Source organism: Paenibacillus sp. J2L1-98, assembly GCF_056269405.1.
Genome location: NZ_JBWDNW010000005.1, coordinates 295,767 through 320,723, shown reverse-complemented (window position 1 = coordinate 320,723; position 24,957 = coordinate 295,767). Strand labels below are relative to the sequence as shown.

Sequence of the window (24,957 nt, the reverse complement as noted above, 5' to 3'; positions counted from 1 at the left end):
AGGCATATATTGAAATATAAGACCGGATAGGTTTCACCCGCATACGATCCTTATATTTCTCCGCGAAACACAAGCTTCGCCACCGAAGCGGCGAAAGCTGTTTACGCTTGTTTATGCCGATACGGCGAAGCTTTTCTTAAATTTATTGATTGCCTCAACGAGAGCTTTCTCGTTATCAGCAGTGATGTCCTTCGTATCACGGATCGATTGGCCGATTTCAGGGCTGTTCGAATCCAGGTACGCGTGGAACTCTTTCTCAAAGCGAAGGATATCCGAAACCGGAATTTCATCCAAGTGACCTTTAACCGCAGAGTAGATCGAGATAACTTGTTTCTCAACCGGCATCGGCTGGTTAACGTCTTGTTTAAGAATTTCCATCGTGCGCGCACCGCGGTTAAGGCGGGCCAGCGTCGATTTGTCGAGGTCAGAGCCGAATTGCGAGAACGCTTGAAGCTCACGGTAAGCCGCAAGATCCAGACGGAGTGTACCGGCTACCTTCTTCATCGCTTTAATTTGAGCGGAACCACCTACACGGGATACGGAGATACCAACGTTAACCGCTGGACGTTGACCCGAATAGAAGAGATCTGCTTCAAGGAAAATTTGACCGTCTGTGATCGAGATAACATTCGTAGGAATGTATGCCGATACGTCGGATGCTTGCGTCTCAATGAATGGCAATGCCGTCATTGAACCGCCGCCTCTAGCATCGCTTAGCTTAGCAGCGCGCTCGAGCAAACGGGAGTGCAGGTAGAATACGTCACCTGGGTATGCTTCACGACCCGGTGGACGGCGAAGCAAGAGTGAAAGCTCACGGTAAGCTGCTGCTTGTTTCGACAAGTCATCATAGATAACCAGAACGTGCTCGCCTTTGTACATGAAGTACTCGCCCATTGTGCAGCCGGCATAAGGAGCCAGGAAGAGCAATGGAGCCGGCTCAGATGCGCCAGCAGTTACAACGATTGTGTAATCAAGCGCACCGTGGCGGCGAAGCGTTTCTACAACGTTCGCAACAGTGGATTGTTTTTGACCAACTGCAACGTAAATACATTTTACGCCGTTGCCTTTTTGGTTGATGATTGCGTCGATAGCAATCGCTGTTTTACCCGTTTGACGGTCACCGATGATAAGCTCACGTTGTCCGCGGCCTACCGGTACCATCGCGTCGATTGCTTTAATTCCCGTTTGCATTGGCTCATGAACCGATTTACGGTCGATTACGCCAGGTGCTTGAGATTCAATCGCACGGAATTGAGTTGTGTTGATTGGTCCTTTGCCGTCAAGCGGCTGGCCAAGCGGGTTAACAACGCGGCCAAGCAGCTCTTCGCCTACAGGTACTTCCATGATACGGCCTGTACGTTTTACTTGATCGCCTTCACGAATATCCGTGTATGGTCCAAGGATAACGACACCGACGTTGCTTTCTTCCAAGTTCAAAGCCATACCGACAACACCGTTAGAGAATTCGAGCAGTTCGCCCTGCATCGCATTTTCTAAACCGTGTACGCGGGCGATACCGTCACCGACATTGATTACGGTGCCGACGTCTACGACTTGAATTTCGGATTTATATTGTTCGATCTGTTGTTTAATCAGCGTGCTGATTTCATCAGGTCTGATACTCAATTCGTTCACCCCTATCTACAGTGCATTAGATTTTAAACGATTTTTGTAAACGCTCCAGCTTGCCAGACAAGCTGCCGTCATAAAGGCGGTCGCCGATGCGTACTTGTACGCCGCCGAGTAAAGATGAATCAACAATTTGCTCAGCAACGATTTTCTTGCCGCTCAACTTGCCGAAGATGGTTTCCACTTCAGATAGCTCTGCACCCGTTAGTGTCTTAGCTGTATATACCGTCGCATGAGCTTGACCGAGCGATTCTCCGGCAACTTTGGTATACGCCTTGTACACATCTGCAATGAGGTCTTGGCGTCCGCGGATAATAAGAAGTTCAAGCGTGTGAAGCAGCAGCGCAGATATCTGATCGCCGAACGATCCTTTGAACACGGCAATCTTTTTCGCTGGATCGATACTTGGAAGTTCCAGAAATTTAGAAGCTTCCGGCTCTTTCCCCAAAGTATCAACCACAAGCTTCAGCTGCTCACCCACTTGTGAAACGATGCTTTGCTCCTGCGCAAGCTCAAACAGTGCTTTAGCGTAGCGCTTCGCTACAACGGTATCCCGGCTCATTTGCTTCCTACCTCTTTCAGGTATTGGTCAACCAGCTTTTCCTGGGACTTCTCATCAACTTGCTGCTCGATAATTTTCGAAGCAATTTTAACAGAGATGCCGCCAACCTCTTCGCGAAGAGCAGCAACCGCTTTGTTTTTCTCGCTCTCGATATCTTTAACCGCTTCGTCCTTCAGACGACTCGACTCGGATTTTGCAACCTGAATAATATCTTCTGCTTGTTTCGAGCTGGTAGCCTTCGCTTGCTCGATGATGTCATAAGCTTCTTTACGAGCTTCCTGAAGTGCTTGTTTCTGCTGCTCCAACTGCTGCTCAGCTTGCTGACGGCTTGCTTCCGCATTATTGATCTGGTCCGCAACGAATTGCTTGCGTTGTTCCATAATGCTTAGCAAAGGTCCAAACGCGTAGCGCTTAAGCAAGAACAGAAGAATCAGAAACGCAACCAGCTGGATGATAAACGTCGACCATACGATTTCCAAAAAACGTCACTCCTTTCCATAGCTTAACACGATTTAAACCAAACTCATGGTGCGTATAACTTGCCAGCCCGGGGGACTGAACAAAAAGGAAGGCGCGGAGGTAAACCCACTCTCCCCGCCATGTGTGATTGCTTAATATTAAGCGCGGCCCAAGAAAATGAACGCCAATACGAGCGTGATAACCGGAAGTGCTTCTACTAGCGCTACCCCGATGAACATAGTCGTTTGAAGCGTACCGCGAAGCTCAGGTTGACGGGAAATACCTTCAACCGTACGGCCTACGATCAGACCGTTACCAATACCAGCGCCCAATGCGCCCAAACCAAAAACAATTGCTGCTGCAACTAATGCCAATGCTCCCATTAGAAAAATCCTCCTCAACTTTTTGAAAAAATTTTGTTTTATATTGACCGTCGGTCCGGACTTTTAGTCGTTATCCTCTGGTTTGAAGCCCTATTAATGCTCTCCATGCTCTTCATGCACAATCGATTGCGACATGTATACCATCGTCAGCATACAGAATACGAATGCCTGGATAGCACCGATAAACATACTGAAGCCTTGCCATACAACGAGCGCAGGAAGTCCAAAAACGCCCATTCCCAAGATGACGGAAATCATCACTTCGCCCGCGAAAATGTTACCGTAGAGACGCAGTGCAAGCGACAACGGTTTCGACACTTCCTTAATCAGAGCGAGCGGCAAAAATCCCCAGTGCGGTTCGATGTAATGCTTTAAGTAGTGTTTCCTATTTAGGCGAAGACCCTCAATATGAGTCAGCAGGATAACGATTACAGTCAGTGCGCCCGTGACCGCTACATCCGCAGTCGGCGATTTCCACCATGCCACGTGACCTTCCTCTGCACCTTTCAAATCAAGCTCCATGCCGAAAACGGATGCGCCATGATGTACTTCAGTAACGATACCGAGCGGCAAGCCGAGCATATCGCCTACAAAAATGTACATAATCAAGGTGATTCCTAAAATCAGATATGGACGGCCTTTTTTGAGATCCATCGAAGTTCCGATAATGCCGATAACGAATTCGATGACCCACTCCATGAAGTTTTGCATCTTCGTAGGGTTGGTGACGGATAAGTTTCTTACGGCCAACCGCGCCAATACGAATACGATAACGCTAGTGATGATGATCATGTAGATGGCAGCCAAATCGAACTTAATGCCAGCTAAATGAACCGTTGGAAAAATATGATCCATTAGTTGTTTTCACCCCTTTCGTCGGTAGAATTGGTCGCCATCAACTTCCGCTTGGACAAAAAACCCAGTATGAGTGTTGCCAATTGCGCAACAAATAATCCAGCAACTGTCGCAGGAAGTTGAAACGTGTAAGTTTTTATCGCAATGACTACTGCAAGAAGCGCAATACATGCCCGTGTAAAAAATCCGAGATTCGCTCTCCGGTTTGTGTGAGCAGCGGCATTCGCCCCAATCCGCGTAACCTTCCATGCTAAATGACGGGCATTCAGCAGACTGGCCGCACCGCCGATCATGAGCCCGCCCCACCAGCTTTCATAAGCAGGAAGGAAAACCCAGGCCAGGCAGCACACGGACAAAAAAAAGAAGGTTAATCTTGTTACGGCTTTCACGTGGGCCGACAAATCGTCCATTATTTCGTTTTGCCCCCCACAAATGTCCGAATCAGGAAATAAATCGTAATAACGCCGACCGCAAGTCCCGCAACTAATCCGATGATGGAGTAGTATTCGGTACCGCTTACTTTATCAGCTTTATTGCCAAGCCAGTAGCCTACTCCCAGACATACGGCTAGATCGACTCCAACGGCGCCGACCAATCCCATAGCTCGCCAAGGATCATCTCCAAAGCTACTTTCACTTGATTTCCGATTTTCCTCGGATGGTTGTTTATTGGATCGATCCATAGGGAATCACTCCAAAACTCTCATTTATTTTATCGAAGCGCTTCAAGTTTTGTCAATTGATTTAAATTCAAACATTTAGTGAACGAAAGCTCGAAAACCCCTATAAATAAAGGATTCTTAGCGTTCAAAACCGTACAGTACTACTGTATGCTGTATATTGGGCGGCTAGCATTTCGTCATTTCAAAACTATGAACTTTGTGTGAACGAATCAGGACGCTGCTTTAACCTGCCAAAATGATGTAAAATCGCGTCTACAATTCGCTCGGAAGCGTGTCCGTCACCATACGGATTTGCGGCTTGACTCATGCGCCCGTACAGCTGGGAATCCGTTAGCAGCGCATGCGCCCGGCTGTACACCAGCTCCTCATCCGTGCCCACAAGCTCCAGCGTTCCTGCCTCGATGCCCTCCGGACGCTCAGTCGTATCGCGAAGCACCAGCGTCGGTACGCCGAATGAAGGAGCCTCCTCCTGCAATCCGCCGGAATCCGTCATAATCATATAAGCGTGCGGGTAGAAATTGTGGAACTCAAATACGTCGAGCGGATCGATCAAGCGAATGCGCGGATGATCGCCTAAAATTTCATTCGCCGGCTCTCTTACGGCCGGATTCGGATGCACCGCGTACACGATGACAACATCCTCATGCTCGTCGGCGATCCGCTTTACAGCACGGAAAATATTCCGATGCGGCTCGCCGAGCGCTTCCCTGCGGTGAGCTGTCATGAGAATCATCCGTTTTCCCTTCGCCCAATCGATGACGGGATGCGAGAACGACTCGTCCACCGTATATTGAAATACGTCAGTGGCGGTGTTTCCGGTCACATAAATAGCTGCATCCGACTTATTCTCCTTGCGCAAATTGTTAGCCGACCATTCCGTCGGTGCAAAGTGCACATCAGAGAGCACGCCGGCAAGCTGCCGATTCATTTCCTCCGGATACGGAGAAAGCTTGTTCCAAGTACGAAGCCCCGCCTCCACGTGACCGACCTGAATTTGCTTCAGGAACGCCGCGTAGCTCGCAAGAAACGTCGTTTGCGTGTCGCCGTGTACGAGTACGATATCGGGCTTCGCTTGCGTTAGAACAGGATCGAGCCCTTCCAAAACGCGTACAGTCGTCTCGGTTAACGTCTGACGATCCTTCATAACATTCAAATCGTAGTTCGGGTGGATCTCAAAAAAATCAAGCACCTGGTCCAGCATTTGGCGGTGCTGCGCCGTTACACATACAATCGATTCGATCTCGTCTTCGCGCTTCTGCAGCTCAAGCACGAGCGGCGCCATCTTGACTGCCTCAGGACGCGTTCCAAAAATAGTCATTACCTTCAGTTTAGACAAAAGCTTTCACTCCTATTATAATTTCATGCTGCTCAGCGTTAGTTCGTACCGAACATGCGGTCTCCAGCATCGCCCAGACCCGGGACGATATAGCCCTTCTCGTTCAGACACTCATCCAAGGCCGCGATATAAATATCGACATCAGGATGAGCTTCCTGTACCGCCTTTACGCCTTCCGGAGCAGCTATAAGGCACATTAATTTAATTTGGTCGCAGTTACGGTTCTTCAGTGAAGTAATGGCTGCGATAGCCGAACCTCCCGTTGCAAGCATCGGATCAATGACGATGAGCAGACGATTCGGGGCATCCGTCGGCAAATTGATATAATATTCCTTCGGCTGAAGCGTCTCGTGATCGCGCGCAAGGCCGATATGACCTACCTTCGCGGATGGCATCAGCTTTAATATGCCGTCCACCATACCAAGTCCGGCACGCAGAATAGGCACAAGACCGAGCATTCTACCGGATACAACCTTAGCATCCGTCTCAGCGACTGGCGTTTGCACCTTGATCGTATCAAGCGGTATTTCTCTCGTAAGCTCGTATGACATTAATGTAGCAACTTCGTCAACCAATTCCCGAAAATCTTTTGTATTCGTCTCTTTATTCCGAATAAAAGTCAGCTTATGCTGAATTAACGGATGGTCGCAAATGATTAATTTGCTCATTGAGCGGTATTCCTCCCGTTTGTTGTTGTAGGCCCTGACACAATCCCGTATATTATAGCATTGTAAACTAACGGTTGCATCTTGAGTTTTTGCGGCAGCCTGCATAAATACCGGTACCCACACCCACACGGAAGGACCTTTGCACTTAACTGCTGCCGCAGCCGCCTCCGCCGCAGGAAGAGCCGCAAGATGACCCGCCGCCGTCCCCTCCGCCGCTGCCGCAGGAAGAATCGCCGCCAGAGCCGCCGTCTGAATGGCCTCTCCCGTCATCAGAGGACCCGCTGCAGGCATAAGTGGAATCGCCGCTGCCGTTCGCTTTGCGTTCATCCTCGTTTTGTTCTTGATCCATCTGCTTTGCAAAATCGGTAGGATGCGATATGGAGTGGTAAATGAGCAGCCCCGACAACAGGCCGGTTGCTCCAAGCGCAGGATCATAACCATAGCCGCTTGCGGAGCCAGCTTCTCTTCTGTCAGGCGATTCACCGTTCCGGGCTGCCGAAAGCTGCGACTTTGCCCGATCGATCAAATAGTTGACCGATGCGTGCAAATCGGCATATCGCGCCGCTGCTTTGACATTAAACCATTGCTCGCGCAGCTTATCCGCGTTCCACTCTGCAAGCTCCTCCAGCTTTTGCTCCGGCATTCGCGTCCGATAGAAAGCGCCCCATATTCTGCCGCTTGCCGGCGCCTGACCGAACAGCTCGCCATACACCCAATCGAACAAGGCCCGCTCTCCCGGATGAGGCGAAACGCCGGGCGCATGAGGCGCATGGTGAATCATTTCACCGCAAAAGCGCGAACAGAACTGCTCATACTCCCTTGTGAACATAAGCATCTCATGCCATACCGCATCCACCTGTCTGCTGTACATTGGAACGCTGCGCATGATGCCGCACATCAGAAAATACCGCTTAAGCTCAAACCAAGTCCAATCCCATTCTTTATCCTTTATCCTCGGATATTCCTTTAATACCCGGTCCTTGACGCGGCTCTCAAAGTCTAAGCCAAGCGCAGACTCGAGGCGCTCTGCCGCCGGTCTTGCGGGGTGTCCGAATGGTACGCCGAGCACTGACGGCAGCTCCGCATTCGGCCAAGCCGCAAATACATTCGTCCGGCCAGCGGAGCCTCTGCCCGTTCCTCCTGAATAACCGTTACGACCATTACCCTTCGATTTCATGATTGCGCTCACTGCAATAAATACAATTGCTGCAATTAACAATACCGTTAAGAACAGAGCCATCTCATCCTCCTAAGCCATTCCGTCGTAAACATATATTAACACAATTTTTGGAAATGTGGCTTTCATTGTTAGCGGGCAGCTTTCTGCAACATGGAATAGACACGCGCCTCAAAGGCCGTGTCTATTCCATCCATATGGCATTTTATAAAAAATCAATAAATACTCATCGTTTTAACCTGCCCGTTAACAGCAGCATAAAAAAGGAGATCACGATTGTACAAACCGTCCATGCCCATGCCATAGTCAAATTGCCTGAATCCACTGCTACGTAGATAGCGGTAGGAATCGTCTGCGTTCTTCCTGGAATATTCCCGGCAATCATAAGCGTTGCTCCAAATTCACCTAATCCGCGGGCAAATCCGAGAATATAGCCCGACAGTACCGATCGCGATGCAAGAGGGAAGGTGATGAACCGGAAAACCTGCCACTCGCTTGCCCCAATCGACCTTGCTGCTTCTTCCAGGTCCCGGTCTACAGAGTCGAAGCCGACTTTCATCGCTTGGTAAACAAGCGGAAAAGCGACAACGATCGCAGCAATAACCGCAGCCCACCACGAAAATATAATGGGCGCTGCCAACAACCACTCAAAAAATCGGCCTACCGCACTCCTTCTGCCTAATATCACCAACAGCAAAAAACCGACAACCGTAGGCGGAAGCACCATAGGCAGCATGAATATCGTTTCAAGGACGATCTTCCCTCTGAATTTTTTTCGCGACATCCACCAAGCTGCCGCAATCCCTATGGCAGCCGTCAGCACGCTCGCCAAAAAAGTGACTTGAAGCGACAATCCTATAGGAGGCCATAATTCAGACCAATCTATCCTTAATAAAATCATTTCGGAATTTTAAATCCGTATTTCACAAATACGTCTAACGCTTCATTCGTTTGAAGAAAATCATACAGCTCTTCCGCTTCTTTAGCATGCTTGGTTGCTTTCACGATACCTACCGGATAATTAATCGGCGAATAGCTGTTCGGATCTACGGCGAACGCGACCTTCACTTTATCAGAAGCTATTGCATCGGTTTTGTACACAAACCCCGCGTCCACATTGCCTGTCTCTGTGAATTGCAGCACCTGCCTTACATCTTTGGCCTGCACGATTTTAGCTTGCAGTGTATCCCACAAATTAGCGTTGGTTAACGCTTCTTGGGCATACTTACCGGCAGGAACGCTCTCCGGGATACCGATAGCGATTTTTTTCGCATCATCTTTTTTCAAATCCTGCTCGCTGCCAAAGCTCATTTTGCCGTCCGACGGCACAACGACAACCAGCTCATTTGACAATAAATTATGCTGCTGTGCGGAATCGATCAGTTGTTTATCAACCAAAGCTTTCATATTTTTGGCCGATGCCGACAAAAATAAATCCGCAGGGGCGCCCTGCTCGATTTGCTGCTGCAGCGCTCCCGAAGCGCCAAAGTTAAAAACCAGCTTAATGCCGGTATGCTTCGTTTCATATATCGTCTTAATCTCATTCAATGCGTCTGTCAAACTCGCAGCCGCCGAGATGGTCAGCTCGACTGTTTCAGCTGGAGACTCACTCGCTTGAATCGCAGCCGGAGATTGTGTAGGGGTTGCCGTTTGCGAACCCGAACCTGAACCGCACGCACCCAATAAAAGCGACAATATTACAATTACAGACAGCATCATACTGCTTTTAATTATTCTTAACATTCTACTTCCTCCAAATCTCTATTTCGTATCGTTTTAATATATCCAGCGTTAATTATACTTATATTCCATAGGAAATGTAAACTGAAATCCAGCCTGCGCTAGCGCTTAACTCCCTAAGTTATGCTACAATATCATGATAATGAGTTTGTTTTGGAGCAACCCTTACACAAGGAGGTAGACGATGTCTCAAGAAATATCTTATACAGCAGAAGAAATTTCGAAACTATTGAAGATTTCCAAACTTACAGTCTACGATTTGATCAAAAAAGGCGAGCTGACCTCGTACCGTGTAGGCAAACAAATGCGGGTAGACGCCTCTGATCTGGAAGCCTATAAACTTAAAAGCAAAGGGACCCACACTCAGGTCCAGCAAGAACCGCAAACATACACATCCCCGCCACCCTCCATGGTTGGCCATAGCACACGCCACCTTGTCTTAACCGGGCAGGATATGAGTCTCGACATATTAGCCAAACACTTGGAGAAAAAAACGACGGGCTTAAGACCGCTGCGCTCCTATGTAGGCAGTCTCGACAGCTTGATCAGCATGTACAACGGTGAATCGGACATTGTCAGCGCCCATCTTTTGGACGGCGACACAGGAGAGTACAACCTTCCTTATATCCGCAAGCTTCTGGTCGGCTTCTCGTATCTAGTCGTCAATCTCCTGTCCAGAAATGCCGGAATCTATGTTGCAAAAGGAAATCCGCACAACATTAAAAACTGGTCCGATTTAAGCCGTCCAGGCTTACGCCTTGTCAATCGCGAGAAAGGCTCGGGCGCCCGCGTCCTGCTCGATGAACAGCTGCGCCTTCACGGGATAAAGACCGATCAGCTTAACGGTTATCACCATATACAGACCAATCACTTGTCCGTCGCAGCCAAGGTGGCCTCTGGAGAGGCCGATGTCGGCGTTGGAATTGAGAAGACTGCCTCAATTGTCGATCAAATCGAGTTCATCTCATTGATTCAAGAACGCTATGACCTTGTTATGATCAAAAATGCCGAAAATCAATCGTGGATTAACGCGTTATTGCTCATCCTGCAATCGAAGGATTTCAAACAAGAGCTTCAAGCCATCGCCGGTTATGATCTTTCTCGTACAGGCGAAATTTTGTACGAGACCTAAACGGTCAAATCCGTTCAGTTTAAGACCAACCATACTTGCATAACGGGGTTGAATCGAAATTGTACCGTTCCAGCCCCTCGACCACCCCCAGTAACTAATTATATCTATTTATAATCATTTATACTTTAATATATATCGTTCTACGATAAAGTCAATACGTTCATGTTACTTTCCCTGACACAAAAACCTGGAAATGAATCTGCACCTCATGATTAAACACAAAAAAAGCCGCTTCACAATTGAAGCAGCCCCTATACAGCACGTATTTTTCATTCTCCGTTTTCCCCGTTATTCCGTACGATACCGTCATTTTGAAATTCCAGCAAGCCCGCTCTCGATAATTCATCCATATGTATGCCCGATAAATCCTCCAAAATTCCATATCCATATTCGGTAAGGCGTATGAAAATACTGCGCCCGTCCTCCGGATTCGGGAATCGCTGTACCAACCCCAGCTCTTCTCAGCGCTTAATAAGTTCCACGCAAGCATGACGTGTAATTTGCAGACGTTCAGCGAGCTCTTTCGGCGTCGCATACTCCCGATCCGGGAACCCCATAATAGACAGCATAAGCTGGTGGTATTGAGGAGTAAGTCCTTTTTCTCTCGCCGCTTCCTCACTGAACCGGATGAATTTGCGGATCCGATATCGGAATAGAGCAAGCTGTTCGTACACATTTTTAGACAACGGCCCCTCACGCATACCTCCAGCTCCTTACTATAAACAGAATACCTCCAGTGTACAGCATCCGCTAACAGGGCACAATTCCAACGACAACACATGCGCAAACTATGAATGCGTCATCATTTCTCACACATTGTCCATGAAAATGCAATTCCATCATTTTAATGTTAGATAACATAACATATTGTATTGACTTCCATCGTAGTACGATATATATTGAGCATAAATGAACATAACTAGTTATATTTAGATTTGGATCAACAAAATTCTTAGTGCTATGCACGTTAGTGTGGGTGAACCATCATGTCAAACAAAAAAGTGAAAAGCGTCTGCCCTTATTGCGGTGTCGGCTGCGGAATTGTGCTCGAAGTGTCCGGCAACCGTGTTGTGAAAGTAACAGGCGATAAAGAGCACCCCACCAATTTCGGAAGGCTGTGCACCAAAGGCAATTCCTGTTCGGAAGCAATAGCCGAATCAGGGCGGATGGAATACGCATATAAACGTCCAACCCGAAATGACTCACCAGTACAAATCAAAATGGATGAAGCAATCAGCGATACCGCAAGACGGCTTCGCGCAATTCTTGATCAATACGGTCCCGACTCCCTCTCCTTCTATGTATCCGGCCAAATGTCGCTGGAAGCGCAGTATCTCATCAACAAACTGTCCAAAGGTTTCGTTAAAACCAACAATATTGAATCCAATTCACGCTTGTGCATGGCGAGCGCCGGCAGCGGCTACAAGCTGTCGCTCGGAGCGGACGGCCCTCCCGGTTCTTATAAGGATATGGATTGCACCGACTTATTCTTCGTCATCGGAGCCAATATGGCCGACTGTCATCCGATCCTCTTCCTACGGGCCATGGACCGGGTAAAAGCAGGAGCCAAACTGATTGTCGTCGATCCGCGCCGCAACGCTACCGCGGATAAAGCAACTCTCTACATGCAAATCAATCCCGGTACAGATCTCGCGCTCCTTAACGGTCTCTTGCATCTGCTTGTCAAAAACGGCCATACCGATCCCGGCTTCATCGCCGAATTCACGGCCGGCTGGGAAAACATGCCTGACTTCCTCGAAGAGTATCCACCGGATAAGGTAGCCGAAATAACCGGTATCCCCGAAGCGGATATCCGGAAAGCGGCACAATGGATCGGCGAATCGCCCGAATGGATGAGCTGCTGGACGATGGGTCTCAACCAGAGCACGCACGGCACCTGGCACACCAATGCGATCTGCAACCTGCATCTGGCTACAGGGAAAATATGCCACCCCGGCAGCGGCCCTTTCTCACTAACAGGCCAGCCGAATGCGATGGGAGGCCGGGAGATGGGCTACATGGGACCCGGCCTGCCAGGCCAGCGCTCCGTACTCGTTGAAGCCGAACGCCATTTCATGGAAGACATGTGGAACGTACCGCGAGGCACACTCAGAACCGAAGTGGGTACGGGCACCGTATCCATGTTCCAAGATATGCAGGCCGGGAAGATCAAAGCGTGCTGGATCATTTGCACCAACCCGGTTGCCACCGTTCCCAATCGTAAAAACGTTATCGCAGGCTTGCAAGCAGCCGAATTAGTCATTACACAGGATGCGTTCTTCGATACGATAACCAATCATTATGCGGATATTATGCTTCCAGGCGCTTTATGGTCAGAGGCTGAGGGCGTTATGATCAATTCGGAACGGAATCTGACATTGATGCAGAAAGCGGTCGAACCGCCCGGAGAAGCGCTGCCCGATTGGCAAATTATCGCGCGAATCGCCTGCGAAATGGGCTTCGCTGACGCTTTTACCTACAACTCTTCCGAAGATGTCTATCGCGAAATCCAACTGGCGGCTAATCCGAAGACCGGCTACAACATCCGCGGCGCTTCCTACGAACGGCTTCGCGAGACGCCCATGCAATGGCCCTGCGCTCCGGAGAGCACGGGTGACCGGAATCCAATCCGCTATTTGAACGACGGGGTCAATCAGAAGCTGAAGGAGAACGAAGACGGCAGCCGCCCGCGTATCGCATTCCCTACTGAAAGCGGTAAGGGCATCTTTCTTGCCCGCCCGTATTTACCGCCTGCGGAAATGCCGGACAAAGAATTTCCTTTTGTGTTGAACACCGGCCGTTTGCAGCATCAATGGCATACCATGACCAAGACCGGAAAGATTCCGAAGCTGAACAAACTAAACCCGGGTCCCTTTATTGAAATTCACCCCGAAGACGCACAGGTGATGGGCATAGCCGACCAAGACCAAATTGAAATCCGTTCGAGACGCGGCCTGGCTATTCTGCCGGCAGTCGTAACAGACAGGGTCAGACCCGGAAACTGCTTTGCCCCCTTTCATTGGAATGATGTGTTCGGCAAAAACCTGGCAATCAATGCCGTTACCAACGATGCGATTGATCCGATATCGTTTCAGCCCGAATTTAAATATTGCGCGGTTTCGCTAGTCCGTGCTGCAGAGACATCCAATGCGGAAACGTCCGCGCCGCAAGGCGAAGGGATCCAATCCGCTTCTCATACAAACGAAACATTTGCCCACCAAAAGGAGGAAGTGTATATGGCACAAATCGATACGCTCGCAAATATGCTAGGCATTCAGCCATCATCCGCGATGACACTGGAAACTCACGAAAAAATTTATCTCGCCGGCTTCATAACCAGTCTTCGCACCGAGGAATCGCGAACGACTCCCGGCATTCCAGTCCTGCCTCCTACAGCGCCGCTCGAGCCTGTCAAACGTTTCTGGCTGGACGGGGTGCTGGCCGGTTTGTTCTCCCGTACGTATCTTCCCGACGCAGGCTTCAGGCCTGCGCAAGCACTGCCGGCTGCGACAACTGAATCGGAGGTGTCTATTGCAGCCTCCGCAGAGCCGGAGAAAGAGAGCAAGCAAGCCGTGACCATCATTTGGGCTTCGCAAACCGGAAACGCGGAAGGCGCAGCCAGCGATTGTATGAAGAAATTGCAGGACTCCGGATATGACGTCCGGCTTGCCAGTATGAACGCATATTCTGCAGCCGATCTGTCGGCGGACCGTTTTGTCTTAGTCGTAGCCAGCACATTCGGAGCAGGCGACCCGCCGGATAACGGCGAAAGCTTCTGGCAGGCCCTCGAAGCGGACAGCGCGCCGCGTTTGCCCAATCTTCACTATTCTGTACTTGCGTTCGGCGACTCCAATTACGATCTTTTTTGCGGATTCGGACGTAAGGTTGACGCCAGGCTGGAGCAGCTTGGCGCGCAGCGGTTAATAGACCGCGTCGATTGCGATACTGACTTCCAAGAGCAGGTTGATGCGTGGATCAACACCATTGATCAAGCATTGACTGCAGCAAGCCAAACAGCAGAAACGGCAGCCGCAGCCGAGACTGCGGTAAAAAAGGAATATACCCGCGAGCAGCCGCTCCTCACGCGAGTCAATTCCAGCCGGCTGCTCAGCCATGAGAACTCCGAGAAGGAGACGCGCCATCATATGTTCGATCTCAAAGACAGCGGACTTGAATATGAAGCCGGAGATGCTCTGGGTGTATGGCCGACCAACTGCCCGGATCTCGTCGAAGAGATTTTGACGGCAGCCAAGCTAAATCCGTCAGCGCCCGTAACCATAAAAGACCGCGGAGAGATGACACTCGCCGAAGCATTGCTCCGGCACTTAGAGATTGCCCGTATAACACCGCCGGTTCTACTGTTCTTTAAAGAGCGCTCAAACAGCGAGGTACTCGAAAATCTGTTGAAAAAAGAAAATGAATCGCAGCTAAAAAAATGGCTCTGGGGGCGCCAGCTTGCCGATCTTCTGCATGAATTCCCGCTGACGGTCAGCGCTGAGGATTTCGTCAAAATACTCAAACCGTTACAGCCGCGGCTGTATTCTATTTCATCCAGTCCCAAAGCAAATCCGGAAGAGGTTCACATCACCGTCTCGACCGTACGGTATTCACATAACGGCCAATCCAGGAAGGGCGTCTGTTCCGCGTTTCTCGCCGATCAGGTGAAGCCCGATACGGAAATACCAATATTTGTCCAAAAATCCGCACACTTCCGCCCGCCGGCAGATCCGGATACGCCGATGATTATGGTCGGTCCCGGCACTGGCGTAGGACCATTCCGCGGCTTCCTTCAAGATCGCCAGGCTATGGGGGCGAAAGGGAAAAATTGGCTTATCTTTGGCGAGCAACGGGCCGAATATGATTTTTACTTCAAAGACGAGCTGGAGGCTATGCAAAAAGAAGGCTTCCTCCAACGGTTGGATACCGCCTTTTCCCGGGACCAGAAACAAAAAATTTATGTCCAGACCCGCATGCTGGAACATGGAGCGGAAATGTGGGAGTGGCTCAAGGAAGGCGCCTACTTCTTTATTTGCGGGGATGCTAGCAGAATGGCAAAAGAGGTTGACTCCACCTTAAAGAAGATCATCCAGGAGCACGGCGGCATGAGCGCCGACGAAGCCAAAGCGTATGTGAATGAGATGCTGCAATCCAAGCGATATGCACGCGATGTATATTAATACAATATCCATCAGGCCATTTTTAGAAATAATGGGAAGCACGCCCAACAAGGCCTGCTTCTCATTTCCATTGATACCCGTTCCTTCGCCAACATTCAGGCAATAGACCTCTTGGTCCACCCAATGGCTTTCATGCATCATTATCTTTTGAGAGAAGTTGTGCTAACAACGCCGTAGCGAAATAACAGCTTGCGACCCAGCAACCCGACTGCCCGATCCGTAAGAAAACCCATCAAGCCAAGGGAAATAAGACCTACGAAGATCCAGTCGGTCCGAAAGAACAATCGCGAATTCCAGATTAGATAACCAATGCCTTCGTTTGATGCAATCATTTCTGCGCCAATGATCGCCATATAAGAAGTACCCATGGCAAGCCGTACGCCAGTGAACATAAAAGGCACTGTCGCAGGAACGATGACATGAATGACAATTTGCCATTCCGATGCTCCCATACTGCGCGCAGAGCGAATTTTATCCTCCTCTACTGATAACACGCCTGTCAGTGTATTAAGCACAACTATGAAGAAGGTGGCGTACATAATCAAGGCTATTTTTGACGTTTCCCCGATCCCGAACCATACAAGAAATAAGGTAATGAAAGCAATCGGCGGGATGAAACGGATAAAATTAAGGAAGGGCTCTGCAAATGTACGAACGATGCTCACCTTACCAATAATCATGCCGACCGGAATAGCGAGAATGCTTCCCAGCGTCCAGCCCATCAAAACCCGATAGGAGCTGATTCCGATATATTTGATAAGCGAGCCGTCCTCCAGCAGCTCTGCCCCGCCCTTAGCGGTATAGACGGGTCCCGGTAAAATTTCCGGACCGTACACGTTAGAAAGCAATTGCCAAATCGTAAGGCCCGCTGCCCATATCAACAGCAGCAGCACCCATTTTTTCTTTAGCAGACTCATCTGCCTCCCCCCCTTTCTATTCGTCAAAATGTGACTGAATACTTTCATAAAGCGCATTAAATTCCGGCTTGGCAATATCTCGCGGGTAACAGAGCGGAACCTCGTAAATATCCGTTATTTGGGACGACGGGCCCGCCGACATAATGCCGATTCTCTGTCCAAGTAGGAGAGCTTCCTGAATATCATGAGTGACGAAGATCACCGTTTTATCGGTATTGCGCCAGATGCCGGCAAGCTCACGCTGCATCGTCCGCCTAGTCATCGCGTCGAGCGCGCCGAATGGCTCATCCATTAGCAAAATAGCAGCGTCGTTCGACAGTACGCGCGCCAGCTGTACCCTTTGCTTCATTCCACCAGATAGCTCACGGGGAAATTTTTTCTCATGTCCATTTAGCCCTACCATACCAATGTACTTATCGGAAATCGCGTTGCGTTCCGTCACTGGAATCCGCTTCATCCGCAGGCCGAATTCAACATTCTCCCTAACCGTAAGCCATGGAAATAAGGAGGAGTCCGCCTGCTGGAAGACAACCGCACGATCCTGCCCGGGACGTTCAACTTCTTCTTCGCCGACTCGCAGATTGCCTGATGATTTCGATACGAACCCAGCTATCATATTAAGCAGTGTCGATTTGCCGCAGCCGCTTGGTCCAAGCAGGACGAAAAACTCTCCTCCTTTGACGACTAAATCGACATCCTTAATAATGTAATGAAGCTCGCCGGCCGTTTGCTGCGAGTAACTCTTGTTAAGATTTTCAATGTAGATAGCATTTTTGCTCGATGCGACTGCCATTAGTATACCTCCCTACTTAAGCTCGATAACACGTTCCGGGAACGCCTTGCGAACAAGCTCCAGATTCAATTTGTCGTTCAACTCGAAATCCTTCTCGATAATTTTGTTGTCGACCATGTATTTCTTTTGTCCAACTAAACCGTCATAAGCTTTCTGCGTAAAACCTATGCGCCATGGATTGTTCGGCAAATCTTTCAGCGTCGCTTCACGCGGCTGCTTCACTTCCTTATACAATAGATCGGCCGTTTCATCAGGATGCTCTTGTGCATAGAGCGTTGCTTCGTCCAAAGCCTTCAAGAAAGCTACAAAACCATCCTCGTTTTTGGAGATCAGCTCATCCGGAGCAATGAGGCCCGTACCAAGCCGAACCGGCGTCTGCGACATATCCGTCAGCTCATGAGCCTCCTCTAGTGCCGAGAACTTATCATTCAATACCGCACCGTAAATCCATACGCCGTCAACCTCGCCTTTTTTCAAAGCGACATAAGCTTCGTCAAAGCCGCCTTGACCGATTAGTTCAACATCCTTTAAAGCGATGCCATTCTCAGCCAAATAGACATCCCATAAATAAGGAATAAATGTACCCCGGGAGAAGCTAAGCTTTTTGCCCTTCAAATCCTCTGCCTTCTGAATATCGTTTCTAACGAAAAGCTTCCATTCTTTCGCATTAGCATCCGATGCCATGCCCGTAGAGGAAATAATTGAATACTCGCCCTTGCTTACCGCGTTAAGGAGAGGAAAATCCGCTCCATAAGCTACGTCGACCTGATTGATAAACAATGAATTAATGCCTTCAGCCGGCGTAGCGAACGTAATCAACTCAGCTTCTATGCCATGTTTTTCGAATATGCCTTTGCTAGCCGCCACCCTAAATACGGGATTCGATGTAATATCCGCTATGCGGAGCTTCAATGTATCGGATGTTTTGTTGTCCGCTCCGCAGCCTGCCAGCACCACGCCCAGCACCGCTAAGACTAATCCGGAAATAATGCCCCATCGCTTAAAGCTATTTTTTCTCATACGTCTTCTCCTCCATTAGGGAACCCTTCTTGGCTTCACCGCTTTAGTCCATACTCTCTATCCTGTTATTTCTGATCAGCTTCATCGCTTCTAGCTACGCAAAGAGCGCCTTCCCCAAACGTTTCAGTGCCTGCTACCAAGGCTACGGATTCCGTTCCTCTGCCGGCAGCGCCAGGCAAACGATAATCAGCTACATCAATGGCGGCGATTTCCTGTTCAATTGGCTTCTCCAGTTGCGGCACCCATTCGTATGGCAAGCGGTAAGCGCGATAGACCATGTTTGAATTTCGCTTGTTTTTGTAAGGTGAAATATATTCCCATACCAGCTCATGCTCGCGAGTTACTTCAAATACCCGACCGTCCGCACCCTCCGTAATTAGCGTGTTGCCGTTCGGTAAGCGCTGAGCTGAGCTGATATAGGGGCTGTAGAATCGGTAGGAGTCAAGCGGCGCCTGGAAGCCGGCTTCCGTTGGCGTATACTGCCATTCAATCTCAAGTGTTACCGGATTAATTTCCAAAATACGAGAATGATCGCGAAGCGCGTTCTTCACGCCGTCAGCAGAAGACGGATTCGGCCTGCCATAGCCGGCCCAGCCTCCATTATCGAATATGAGAATATTGCCTTCACCGGGCAATCCCTGCGGGATGAGGTGAGCATGATGCTGACCAATGATCCAGCCCAAATGCTTCGTTTCCGGCGTCGAATAATCGGGTCCAAGCTGCCATACAATTTTTCCCGTCTTCTTGTCGATGATCGCGATAATATTCGTCTCTCTAGCATCCCAAATGATGTTTTCCGGATGGAAGCGCTCGTCGCCTTTATCGTAAAATTTGTTTGGTCCCAGCACGGAAGCAGAGTTGATATGCATCCAATCACCGGCGTTGTTTCCAAAGAACCTCGTATTCGGATCGTTTGACAGCGTCTGCCTCGCGTCCTCGTCAAAACCAAGCTCCTCAAAGTGATCGCTGCACGTCCATTCCCAAATGACTTTGCCTTCCCAATCCACTTCGATAATGGTGTCGTCGAGAAGCTCGATTTCGGAAATGTTTGGCCGCTTCACGTTCTTATGGGCAAGAATAATCGTGTTGCCGGAATCAACCTTCGGCTCCTGACCTGGTACATAGTAGCCTACAGGATTGCCTTCGCGCTGGTAATCATGGTGCGCTCTCGCCATCCACTGCGCGGGATGCCCCGGATCCTCAATAAATTCATACTGATCAAATTTCCAGACAATATTGCCATCCCAATCGACCTGAACGAGATTAACCTCATCCTGGAAACCATATTTCGGATCCCTCTCAGCCGTACTCCCCAGCACATAGCCTCCTGGCAGCATTTTGTTCGGAAAGCCCCGCAGCCCCTTCCATAAATGAACCTCACGTCCATTCATATCAATCAGCAGCGCTCCTAAGTCCGCCGCCTGATAAATCGTATAACCGCTCCATGCCTTCTCCCGGTTATATACCGTTGTTCCTGTTGGATAAATCGTTGGATGACCCATAATAATTGCTCCTTTTAGTTAGGTTTGGTTAAAACTTTAATCCGTTTACGCTTTTCGTATTAATAACTAATAAAACGATCCGGCCGACGTTTCTGCCCTTCTTGCCGCTCACGCTCAATCTTCTCCGCATTCTGTTTCACGAGCGAAAGCATCGAGTCCGAGAAGCCGTCTAGGTTATCGATAATTTGGCTGTAGTGGCTAATCTGGTTCAATAGCTCCTCTGAGGAAAAGCCATAGAACAACGTTTCAATGCTGCGTATACCGACATCGCGGTTACGATCAAGCATCTCTCTGCCCTTATCGGTAATATCCAACACGATCGCCCTGCGGTCTTGTGTACTGCGCTTTCGCACCGCGAAGCCGCCCTCCTCTAATTTGTCGCATAATGCAGTCACCGCTCCCGATGTAAAGTCCAGCTGCTCTGCCAAATCACCCAGACGCTGCTCGCCTTCCTTCAGGATGATATTCAATATTAGAAGACCCGGCAGCGAAATGCCTTCAACTGAAATCTTGTCTCTTTCCTTCACGAACCTTCGAACCATCTTGCGGAACAGCCAGTCAGCTTCCTCCAGCAATGTCCAATCCTTATTTTCCATAAATTAACTTTTTTCTCCTTTTCGACAAAAAGGCCCCTACCGTCTTTTCATTACGAAAAGAGAGCAGGAGCCTTTGGTGGTCCAATCGGCTAACCTAATTGTTTAATGCTAAGATAATGAATGTTCATAGATTTGTTATGGAGCTAATATTAAACCCTAAATTCACATCAGTCAAGTAGGGATTGAAATCAATTTAAGTTTCATTTAACGATCACTAACATAAATAGGAGTGAACTTTTTCCCGCTAATTATGGATTCCTGTTCGTAATAAAAAATCTATTCACAGCTATAGCCTTTAGTTATCCACAATTACACACAATTTATCAACAGACTTATACACAATCCACAATAAATTAGTTTTTTAATTTCTTAAATCGGTAAGTTAAACGTTCGAATAAATTCCACTTGTCCACAATTAGCTTCACAATGATAAAGAAAAGGTGGAGCAGGAATGTCACTGCTCCACCTTTTCCACTTAGCTTATACAGACGCATAGTGACAAGCGGCAAAATGCCCTTTCCTCACCTCAAGCAGCGCCGGCTCATCCACCCTGCACATGTTTGTCGCAATCGGACAACGCGTGTGGAATTGGCAGCCCGCAGGCGGATTAATCGGACTAGGCAAATCGCCGGTCAATACGATACGCTCACGGCTCGCTTCTATTTCCGGATCGGGAATCGGAATAGCCGAAAGCAGCGCCCTCGTATAGGGGTGAGCAGGTCTGTCATACAGCTCGCCGCTCTCCGCAAGCTCTACGATTTTCCCAAGATACATCACGGCTACGCGGTCGCTTATATGCTTGACCATCGACAAATCATGAGCAATGAACAAGTAAGTCAGACCCATTTTGCGCTGCAAATCCTGCATAAGATTCACGACCTGCGCTTGAATCGATACATCGAGCGCCGATATCGGCTCATCCGCGATAATAAAGCGCGGGTCTACCGCAAGCGCGCGCGCAATACCGATACGCTGCCGCTGACCGCCGGAAAACTCATGCGGATACCGCGTGGCATGATCGGGATTCAAGCCGACAACATCGAGCAAATGTTCAACTCTGTGCTTACGCTCCTTCTTGCTTCCTACCAGCTTATGAATATCAAGCGCTTCTCCGATGATATCCATAACCGTCATGCGCGGGTTTAACGATGCGTAAGGATCCTGGAAAATCATCTGCATATCCCGGCGCATCGCCTTCAGCTTGGAGCCCTTCAACTTGTAAATATCTTGCCCGTCAAATGTGACGCCTCCGCCAGTCGGCTCGTAGAGCCGCATAATGGTACGTCCGGCGGTCGATTTGCCGCAGCCGGATTCGCCGACCACACCGACGGTTTCCCCTTTTTGAATGGAGAAGGTTATATCATTAACAGCCTGGAGCGTCGCTCCTCCGCCCAAATTAAAAAATTTGCGCAGATGCTGAATTTCAATTAATGGAGCACTCATACCGACACCTCCCGTTTTGCATAAGGATGCGCGAGCCAGCATGCCGATGCATGCGATTCATTGCCGTCTACCGGGAGCAATTCAGGATCATTGTCCACGCAAACCTTCATCGCTTCATCACAACGGGCGCAAAAGCTGCAGCCTGCCGGCGGTTTAATTAAATCCGGCGGCATCCCGTAAATCGGCACCAGCGGCTCGTCCTTCTTCTGGTCGAGGCGCGGCAGCGAACGCAGCAGCCCTCTCGTATAAGGATGCTTTGGATTTTTGAAAATCTCCCATTTCGTCCCCGTTTCCACAACTTTACCGGCATACATCACGATAACACGATCGCACATATCTGCTACAACGCCTAAATCATGCGTAATAAGAATAATAGAAGTGCCAAGCTTTTGCTGTAAATCCTTCATAACCCGCATAATTTGCGCCTGAATCGTTACGTCGAGCGCCGTGGTCGGCTCATCCGCAATGAGCAGTGACGGATTGCACGCAAGCGCAATAGCGATCATGGCCCGCTGCCGCATGCCTCCGGAAAACTGATGCGGGTATTGGTCAACCCGTGACGCGGCGTTCGGAATACCTACTAAATCAAGCATCTCAACGGCCCGTTCGGTCGCCTTCGCACCGCTGATTCCTTGATGCTTAATCAGCCCTTCCGTAATTTGCCGGCCGATCGTGAGCGTAGGATTAAGCGAGGTCATCGGGTCTTGAAAGATCATCCCCATTTCCTTGCCGCGGATGTCTTCCATCTGATGATTGGACAGCTTCAAAATTTCTTTGTCTTTAAACATAATCGATCCGCTGGTCTCCGCCGGAGGCGATGGAATCAAACGCATAAGCGATTGCGCGGTTACGCTCTTGCCGCAGCCCGATTCCCCAACGATAGCTACCGCCTCTCCTTTGTTAACGTGAAAGTTAACGCCGCGAACCGCTTTAACGACACCGCCGCGAACTTTAAAATTCACACGAAGGTTATTTACTTCAAGCAACTTCTCCATCCTTGTCCACCTCCTACTTCTTCATTTTCGGATCAAGCGCATCTCTCAGACCATCGCCAAAAATATTAAAGCAAAGCATCGTAACACTGATGACCGCCGCCGGGAAAATCATTCTCCACGGATAAAGCGTCCAAGCCTTAATCGCATCATTAATCATCGTACCTAAAGATGCCGCCGGGGATTGCACGCCAAGACCCAGGAAGCTCAGGAACGCTTCCGCAAAGATCGCGCTCGGAACAGTAAGGGTCAGCGTCACGATAATCGGACCCATCGCATTCGGAATCAGATGCCGGAACAGAATCCGGCCTGTACCGGCGCCGAGCGCCTGGGCAGCCATGACATACTCCTGATTTTTGAGCTGCATGATTTGGCCCCGCACAATCCAAGCCATACTGATCCATCCGGTTATACTAAGCGCAAGCACAATCGTGAACATGCTCGGCTCCAAAATAACGATTAAAAGAATAATAATGAGCATGCTGGGAATCGAGTATAAAATTTCGCAAAAACGGTTCAGTATTTCATCAACTCGTCCCCCGAAATAACCCATAATTCCGCCAATAATAACACCGAGAACCAAATCGGCAAGCGCAGCATATAACCCAACCTGCAGCGAAATTCCCGCCCCCATCCAAGTGCGGGTGAAGAGATCCCGTCCAAGATCATCCGTCCCGAACCAGTACGTAGCGGAAGGATTTAAATTTTTCTCCTTCAGGTGATTCGTCTGAAAGTCTTGCTCGGATATGATAGGGCCGAAAATAGCCATAAGGGAGACGATTAGCAAAACAACTAAGCTGATCATCGCTATTTTGTTCGAACGCAGCCGCAGCCAGGCATCTTTCCATGCCGATATGCTCTCACGAACAACCACATCGGTGCGCTTCTCGTCTTTGCTCAGCTTGGCGAATTGACCTTGCGTTAAGGCATTATCCTTCATCCCCTCCCTCCTCCTTTAGTCAGCTTGATACGCGGATCGACAAAGCCGTAAGCAACATCAGTCATAAACCGCGCTGCCATCAGAATAACGCCATAAAATAAAGTAAGCCCCATGATGAGCGTGTAGTCGCGGTTAGTAATACTTTGCACAAAATATTTCCCAATTCCGCCAATACCGAAAATTTGCTCGACAACGACGGATCCGGTAATAATATTCGCAGTCATCGGACCGATATAAGTGACAACCGGCAAAACAGCATTGCGCAGAGCATGACGCACCAGTATGATGCGGCCGCTCAGACCTTTAGCGCGGGCTGTCTTAATATAGTCAGCAGACAGCACCTCCAGCATCGTTGAGCGGGTCAGACGCGCAATGAATGCGGCCGGAAGGAAGGAGAGCGCAAGTACGGGCATAATGAAATCAGTGGGGTCGTTAAGACCCGATACACTAAGCAAACGCAATTTGCTCCCTAAAACGTACTGTAAAATAGATGCCGCAAGAAAATTGGGTATGGATACCCCAAGCACTGCAATAATAATCGTTACGCTATCCAGCCATTTACGGTGATTCAGCGCGGCAACGATACCTAGAATAAGACCAACTGCCAGTGACAAAATGACGGCAAAAAGTCCGATTTGTGCAGAATATATAAAGCTGTCTTTAATAATCCGGGTGACGGACATATATTGCTGCTTCATCGACATGCCGAGGTCACCGTGAAGCAAATTGTTCAAATACATCAGATACTGCTTCCATAACGGCTGATCAAGGCCGTACATCGCAAAGAGATGCTCTCTAATCTTCTCTGGAATAGCTTTCTCCCTTACAAAGGGATCGCCCGGAATGATTTTCATGAGAAAGAAGGTAGCTGACGCAAGCACAAACAACGAAGCGAACATGGACAGAAACTTCTTGGATACATATTTGATCAACGCAATGGACACCTCCTTACAA

Annotated in this window: 25 protein-coding genes; 2 read left to right on the top strand and 23 right to left on the bottom strand. The window is 49.2% G+C overall.

Going from position 1 to position 24,957, the window contains the following annotated elements:
• Positions 1-111: 111 nt before the first annotated feature.
• The 12 genes from atpA to modA all read right to left on the bottom strand — a co-directional run bounded on the left by atpA (position 112) and on the right by modA (position 9,494).
• Positions 112-1,626: a F0F1 ATP synthase subunit alpha gene (atpA, locus tag AC0YNZ_RS13425; RefSeq protein WP_475827076.1), complete on the bottom strand. Its 1,515-nt coding sequence runs from the start codon at positions 1,624-1,626 to the stop codon at positions 112-114.
• Between the two features lie 25 nt (positions 1,627-1,651).
• A complete protein-coding gene (locus tag AC0YNZ_RS13420) occupies positions 1,652-2,191 on the bottom strand; it encodes a F0F1 ATP synthase subunit delta (RefSeq protein WP_475827075.1) in 540 nt (179 codons plus the stop codon).
• A complete protein-coding gene (gene atpF / locus AC0YNZ_RS13415) occupies positions 2,188-2,670 on the bottom strand; it encodes a F0F1 ATP synthase subunit B (protein ID WP_056630927.1) in 483 nt (160 codons plus the stop codon). Before atpF ends, AC0YNZ_RS13420 begins: the two co-directional genes overlap by 4 nt.
• A 138-nt stretch (positions 2,671-2,808) precedes the next feature.
• Positions 2,809-3,033: a F0F1 ATP synthase subunit C gene (atpE, locus tag AC0YNZ_RS13410; protein ID WP_056630924.1), complete on the bottom strand. Its 225-nt coding sequence runs from the start codon at positions 3,031-3,033 to the stop codon at positions 2,809-2,811.
• A 93-nt stretch (positions 3,034-3,126) separates the two neighbouring features.
• Positions 3,127-3,888 (bottom strand): F0F1 ATP synthase subunit A, encoded by a 762-nt coding sequence (gene atpB / locus AC0YNZ_RS13405; protein ID WP_475827074.1) that lies wholly within the window; start codon positions 3,886-3,888, stop codon positions 3,127-3,129.
• Positions 3,888-4,298 carry an ATP synthase subunit I gene (locus tag AC0YNZ_RS13400; protein WP_110770203.1) on the bottom strand — a complete coding sequence of 137 codons (411 nt, stop codon included), beginning with the start codon at positions 4,296-4,298 and terminating at the stop codon, positions 3,888-3,890. Before AC0YNZ_RS13400 ends, atpB begins: the two co-directional genes overlap by 1 nt.
• Positions 4,298-4,570 (bottom strand): AtpZ/AtpI family protein, encoded by a 273-nt coding sequence (locus AC0YNZ_RS13395; protein ID WP_475827073.1) that lies wholly within the window; start codon positions 4,568-4,570, stop codon positions 4,298-4,300. The genes AC0YNZ_RS13400 and AC0YNZ_RS13395 overlap by 1 nt, the downstream gene beginning before the upstream one ends.
• Positions 4,571-4,757: 187 nt before the next feature.
• Positions 4,758-5,906: a non-hydrolyzing UDP-N-acetylglucosamine 2-epimerase gene (gene wecB / locus AC0YNZ_RS13390; RefSeq protein WP_475827072.1), complete on the bottom strand. Its 1,149-nt coding sequence runs from the start codon at positions 5,904-5,906 to the stop codon at positions 4,758-4,760.
• Positions 5,907-5,944: 38 nt separating this feature from the next.
• Positions 5,945-6,574, bottom strand: a complete 630-nt coding sequence (gene upp / locus AC0YNZ_RS13385) for a uracil phosphoribosyltransferase (RefSeq protein WP_475827071.1) — start codon at positions 6,572-6,574, stop codon at positions 5,945-5,947.
• Between the two features lie 145 nt (positions 6,575-6,719).
• Positions 6,720-7,814, bottom strand: coding sequence for a glycine-rich domain-containing protein (locus AC0YNZ_RS13380; protein ID WP_475827070.1), 1,095 nt, complete (start codon positions 7,812-7,814; stop codon positions 6,720-6,722).
• A 163-nt stretch (positions 7,815-7,977) separates the two neighbouring features.
• Positions 7,978-8,652, bottom strand: a complete 675-nt coding sequence (gene modB, locus AC0YNZ_RS13375) for a molybdate ABC transporter permease subunit (RefSeq protein ID WP_475827069.1) — start codon at positions 8,650-8,652, stop codon at positions 7,978-7,980.
• Positions 8,649-9,494: a molybdate ABC transporter substrate-binding protein gene (modA, locus tag AC0YNZ_RS13370; RefSeq protein WP_475827068.1), complete on the bottom strand. Its 846-nt coding sequence runs from the start codon at positions 9,492-9,494 to the stop codon at positions 8,649-8,651. Before modA ends, modB begins: the two co-directional genes overlap by 4 nt.
• A gap of 181 nt (positions 9,495-9,675) precedes the next feature.
• Between modA and AC0YNZ_RS13365 the strand changes: the two genes are divergently transcribed.
• A complete protein-coding gene (locus AC0YNZ_RS13365; RefSeq protein WP_475827067.1) occupies positions 9,676-10,623 on the top strand; it encodes a substrate-binding domain-containing protein in 948 nt (315 codons plus the stop codon).
• Positions 10,624-10,892: 269 nt separating this feature from the next.
• Here AC0YNZ_RS13365 and AC0YNZ_RS13360 read toward each other — a convergent pair whose 3' ends face one another.
• On the bottom strand, positions 10,893-11,072 hold the full coding sequence (locus AC0YNZ_RS13360) for a hypothetical protein (protein WP_475827066.1): 180 nt from the start codon (positions 11,070-11,072) through the stop codon (positions 10,893-10,895).
• 12 nt (positions 11,073-11,084) lie between these two features.
• The gene (locus AC0YNZ_RS13355) at positions 11,085-11,324 is read right to left on the bottom strand and encodes a MarR family transcriptional regulator (protein ID WP_475827065.1); all 240 of its coding nucleotides are present in this window, start codon (positions 11,322-11,324) and stop codon (positions 11,085-11,087) included.
• A 285-nt stretch (positions 11,325-11,609) separates the two neighbouring features.
• Here AC0YNZ_RS13355 and AC0YNZ_RS13350 point away from each other — a divergent pair, with 285 nt between their 5' ends.
• On the top strand, positions 11,610-15,800 hold the full coding sequence (locus AC0YNZ_RS13350; protein WP_475827064.1) for a sulfite reductase subunit alpha: 4,191 nt from the start codon (positions 11,610-11,612) through the stop codon (positions 15,798-15,800).
• Between the two features lie 140 nt (positions 15,801-15,940).
• Here the strand turns inward: AC0YNZ_RS13350 and AC0YNZ_RS13345 are convergent, their stop codons facing one another.
• The 9 genes from AC0YNZ_RS13345 to AC0YNZ_RS13305 form a co-directional block, all read right to left on the bottom strand.
• Complete coding sequence (locus tag AC0YNZ_RS13345; RefSeq protein WP_475827063.1) at positions 15,941-16,717, bottom strand: ABC transporter permease; 777 nt, start codon at positions 16,715-16,717, stop codon at positions 15,941-15,943.
• Between the two features lie 16 nt (positions 16,718-16,733).
• Positions 16,734-17,510 carry an ABC transporter ATP-binding protein gene (locus AC0YNZ_RS13340; protein WP_475827062.1) on the bottom strand — a complete coding sequence of 259 codons (777 nt, stop codon included), beginning with the start codon at positions 17,508-17,510 and terminating at the stop codon, positions 16,734-16,736.
• 12 nt (positions 17,511-17,522) lie between these two features.
• Entirely contained in the window at positions 17,523-18,530 is a 1,008-nt protein-coding gene (locus tag AC0YNZ_RS13335; RefSeq protein WP_475827061.1) for an ABC transporter substrate-binding protein, read from the bottom strand.
• Between the two features lie 65 nt (positions 18,531-18,595).
• On the bottom strand, positions 18,596-20,032 hold the full coding sequence (locus AC0YNZ_RS13330) for an aryl-sulfate sulfotransferase (RefSeq protein ID WP_475827060.1): 1,437 nt from the start codon (positions 20,030-20,032) through the stop codon (positions 18,596-18,598).
• Positions 20,033-20,091: 59 nt separating this feature from the next.
• Complete coding sequence (locus AC0YNZ_RS13325; protein ID WP_475827059.1) at positions 20,092-20,628, bottom strand: MarR family winged helix-turn-helix transcriptional regulator; 537 nt, start codon at positions 20,626-20,628, stop codon at positions 20,092-20,094.
• 480 nt (positions 20,629-21,108) lie between these two features.
• On the bottom strand, positions 21,109-22,071 hold the full coding sequence (locus AC0YNZ_RS13320) for an ABC transporter ATP-binding protein (RefSeq protein ID WP_475827058.1): 963 nt from the start codon (positions 22,069-22,071) through the stop codon (positions 21,109-21,111).
• Entirely contained in the window at positions 22,068-23,066 is a 999-nt protein-coding gene (locus AC0YNZ_RS13315) for an ABC transporter ATP-binding protein (RefSeq protein WP_475827057.1), read from the bottom strand. The genes AC0YNZ_RS13320 and AC0YNZ_RS13315 overlap by 4 nt, the downstream gene beginning before the upstream one ends.
• Before the next feature lie 13 nt (positions 23,067-23,079).
• On the bottom strand, positions 23,080-24,003 hold the full coding sequence (locus AC0YNZ_RS13310) for an ABC transporter permease (RefSeq protein ID WP_475827056.1): 924 nt from the start codon (positions 24,001-24,003) through the stop codon (positions 23,080-23,082).
• Positions 24,000-24,935, bottom strand: coding sequence for an ABC transporter permease (locus tag AC0YNZ_RS13305; RefSeq protein WP_475827055.1), 936 nt, complete (start codon positions 24,933-24,935; stop codon positions 24,000-24,002). Before AC0YNZ_RS13305 ends, AC0YNZ_RS13310 begins: the two co-directional genes overlap by 4 nt.
• Between the last annotated feature and the right edge of the window lie 22 nt (positions 24,936-24,957).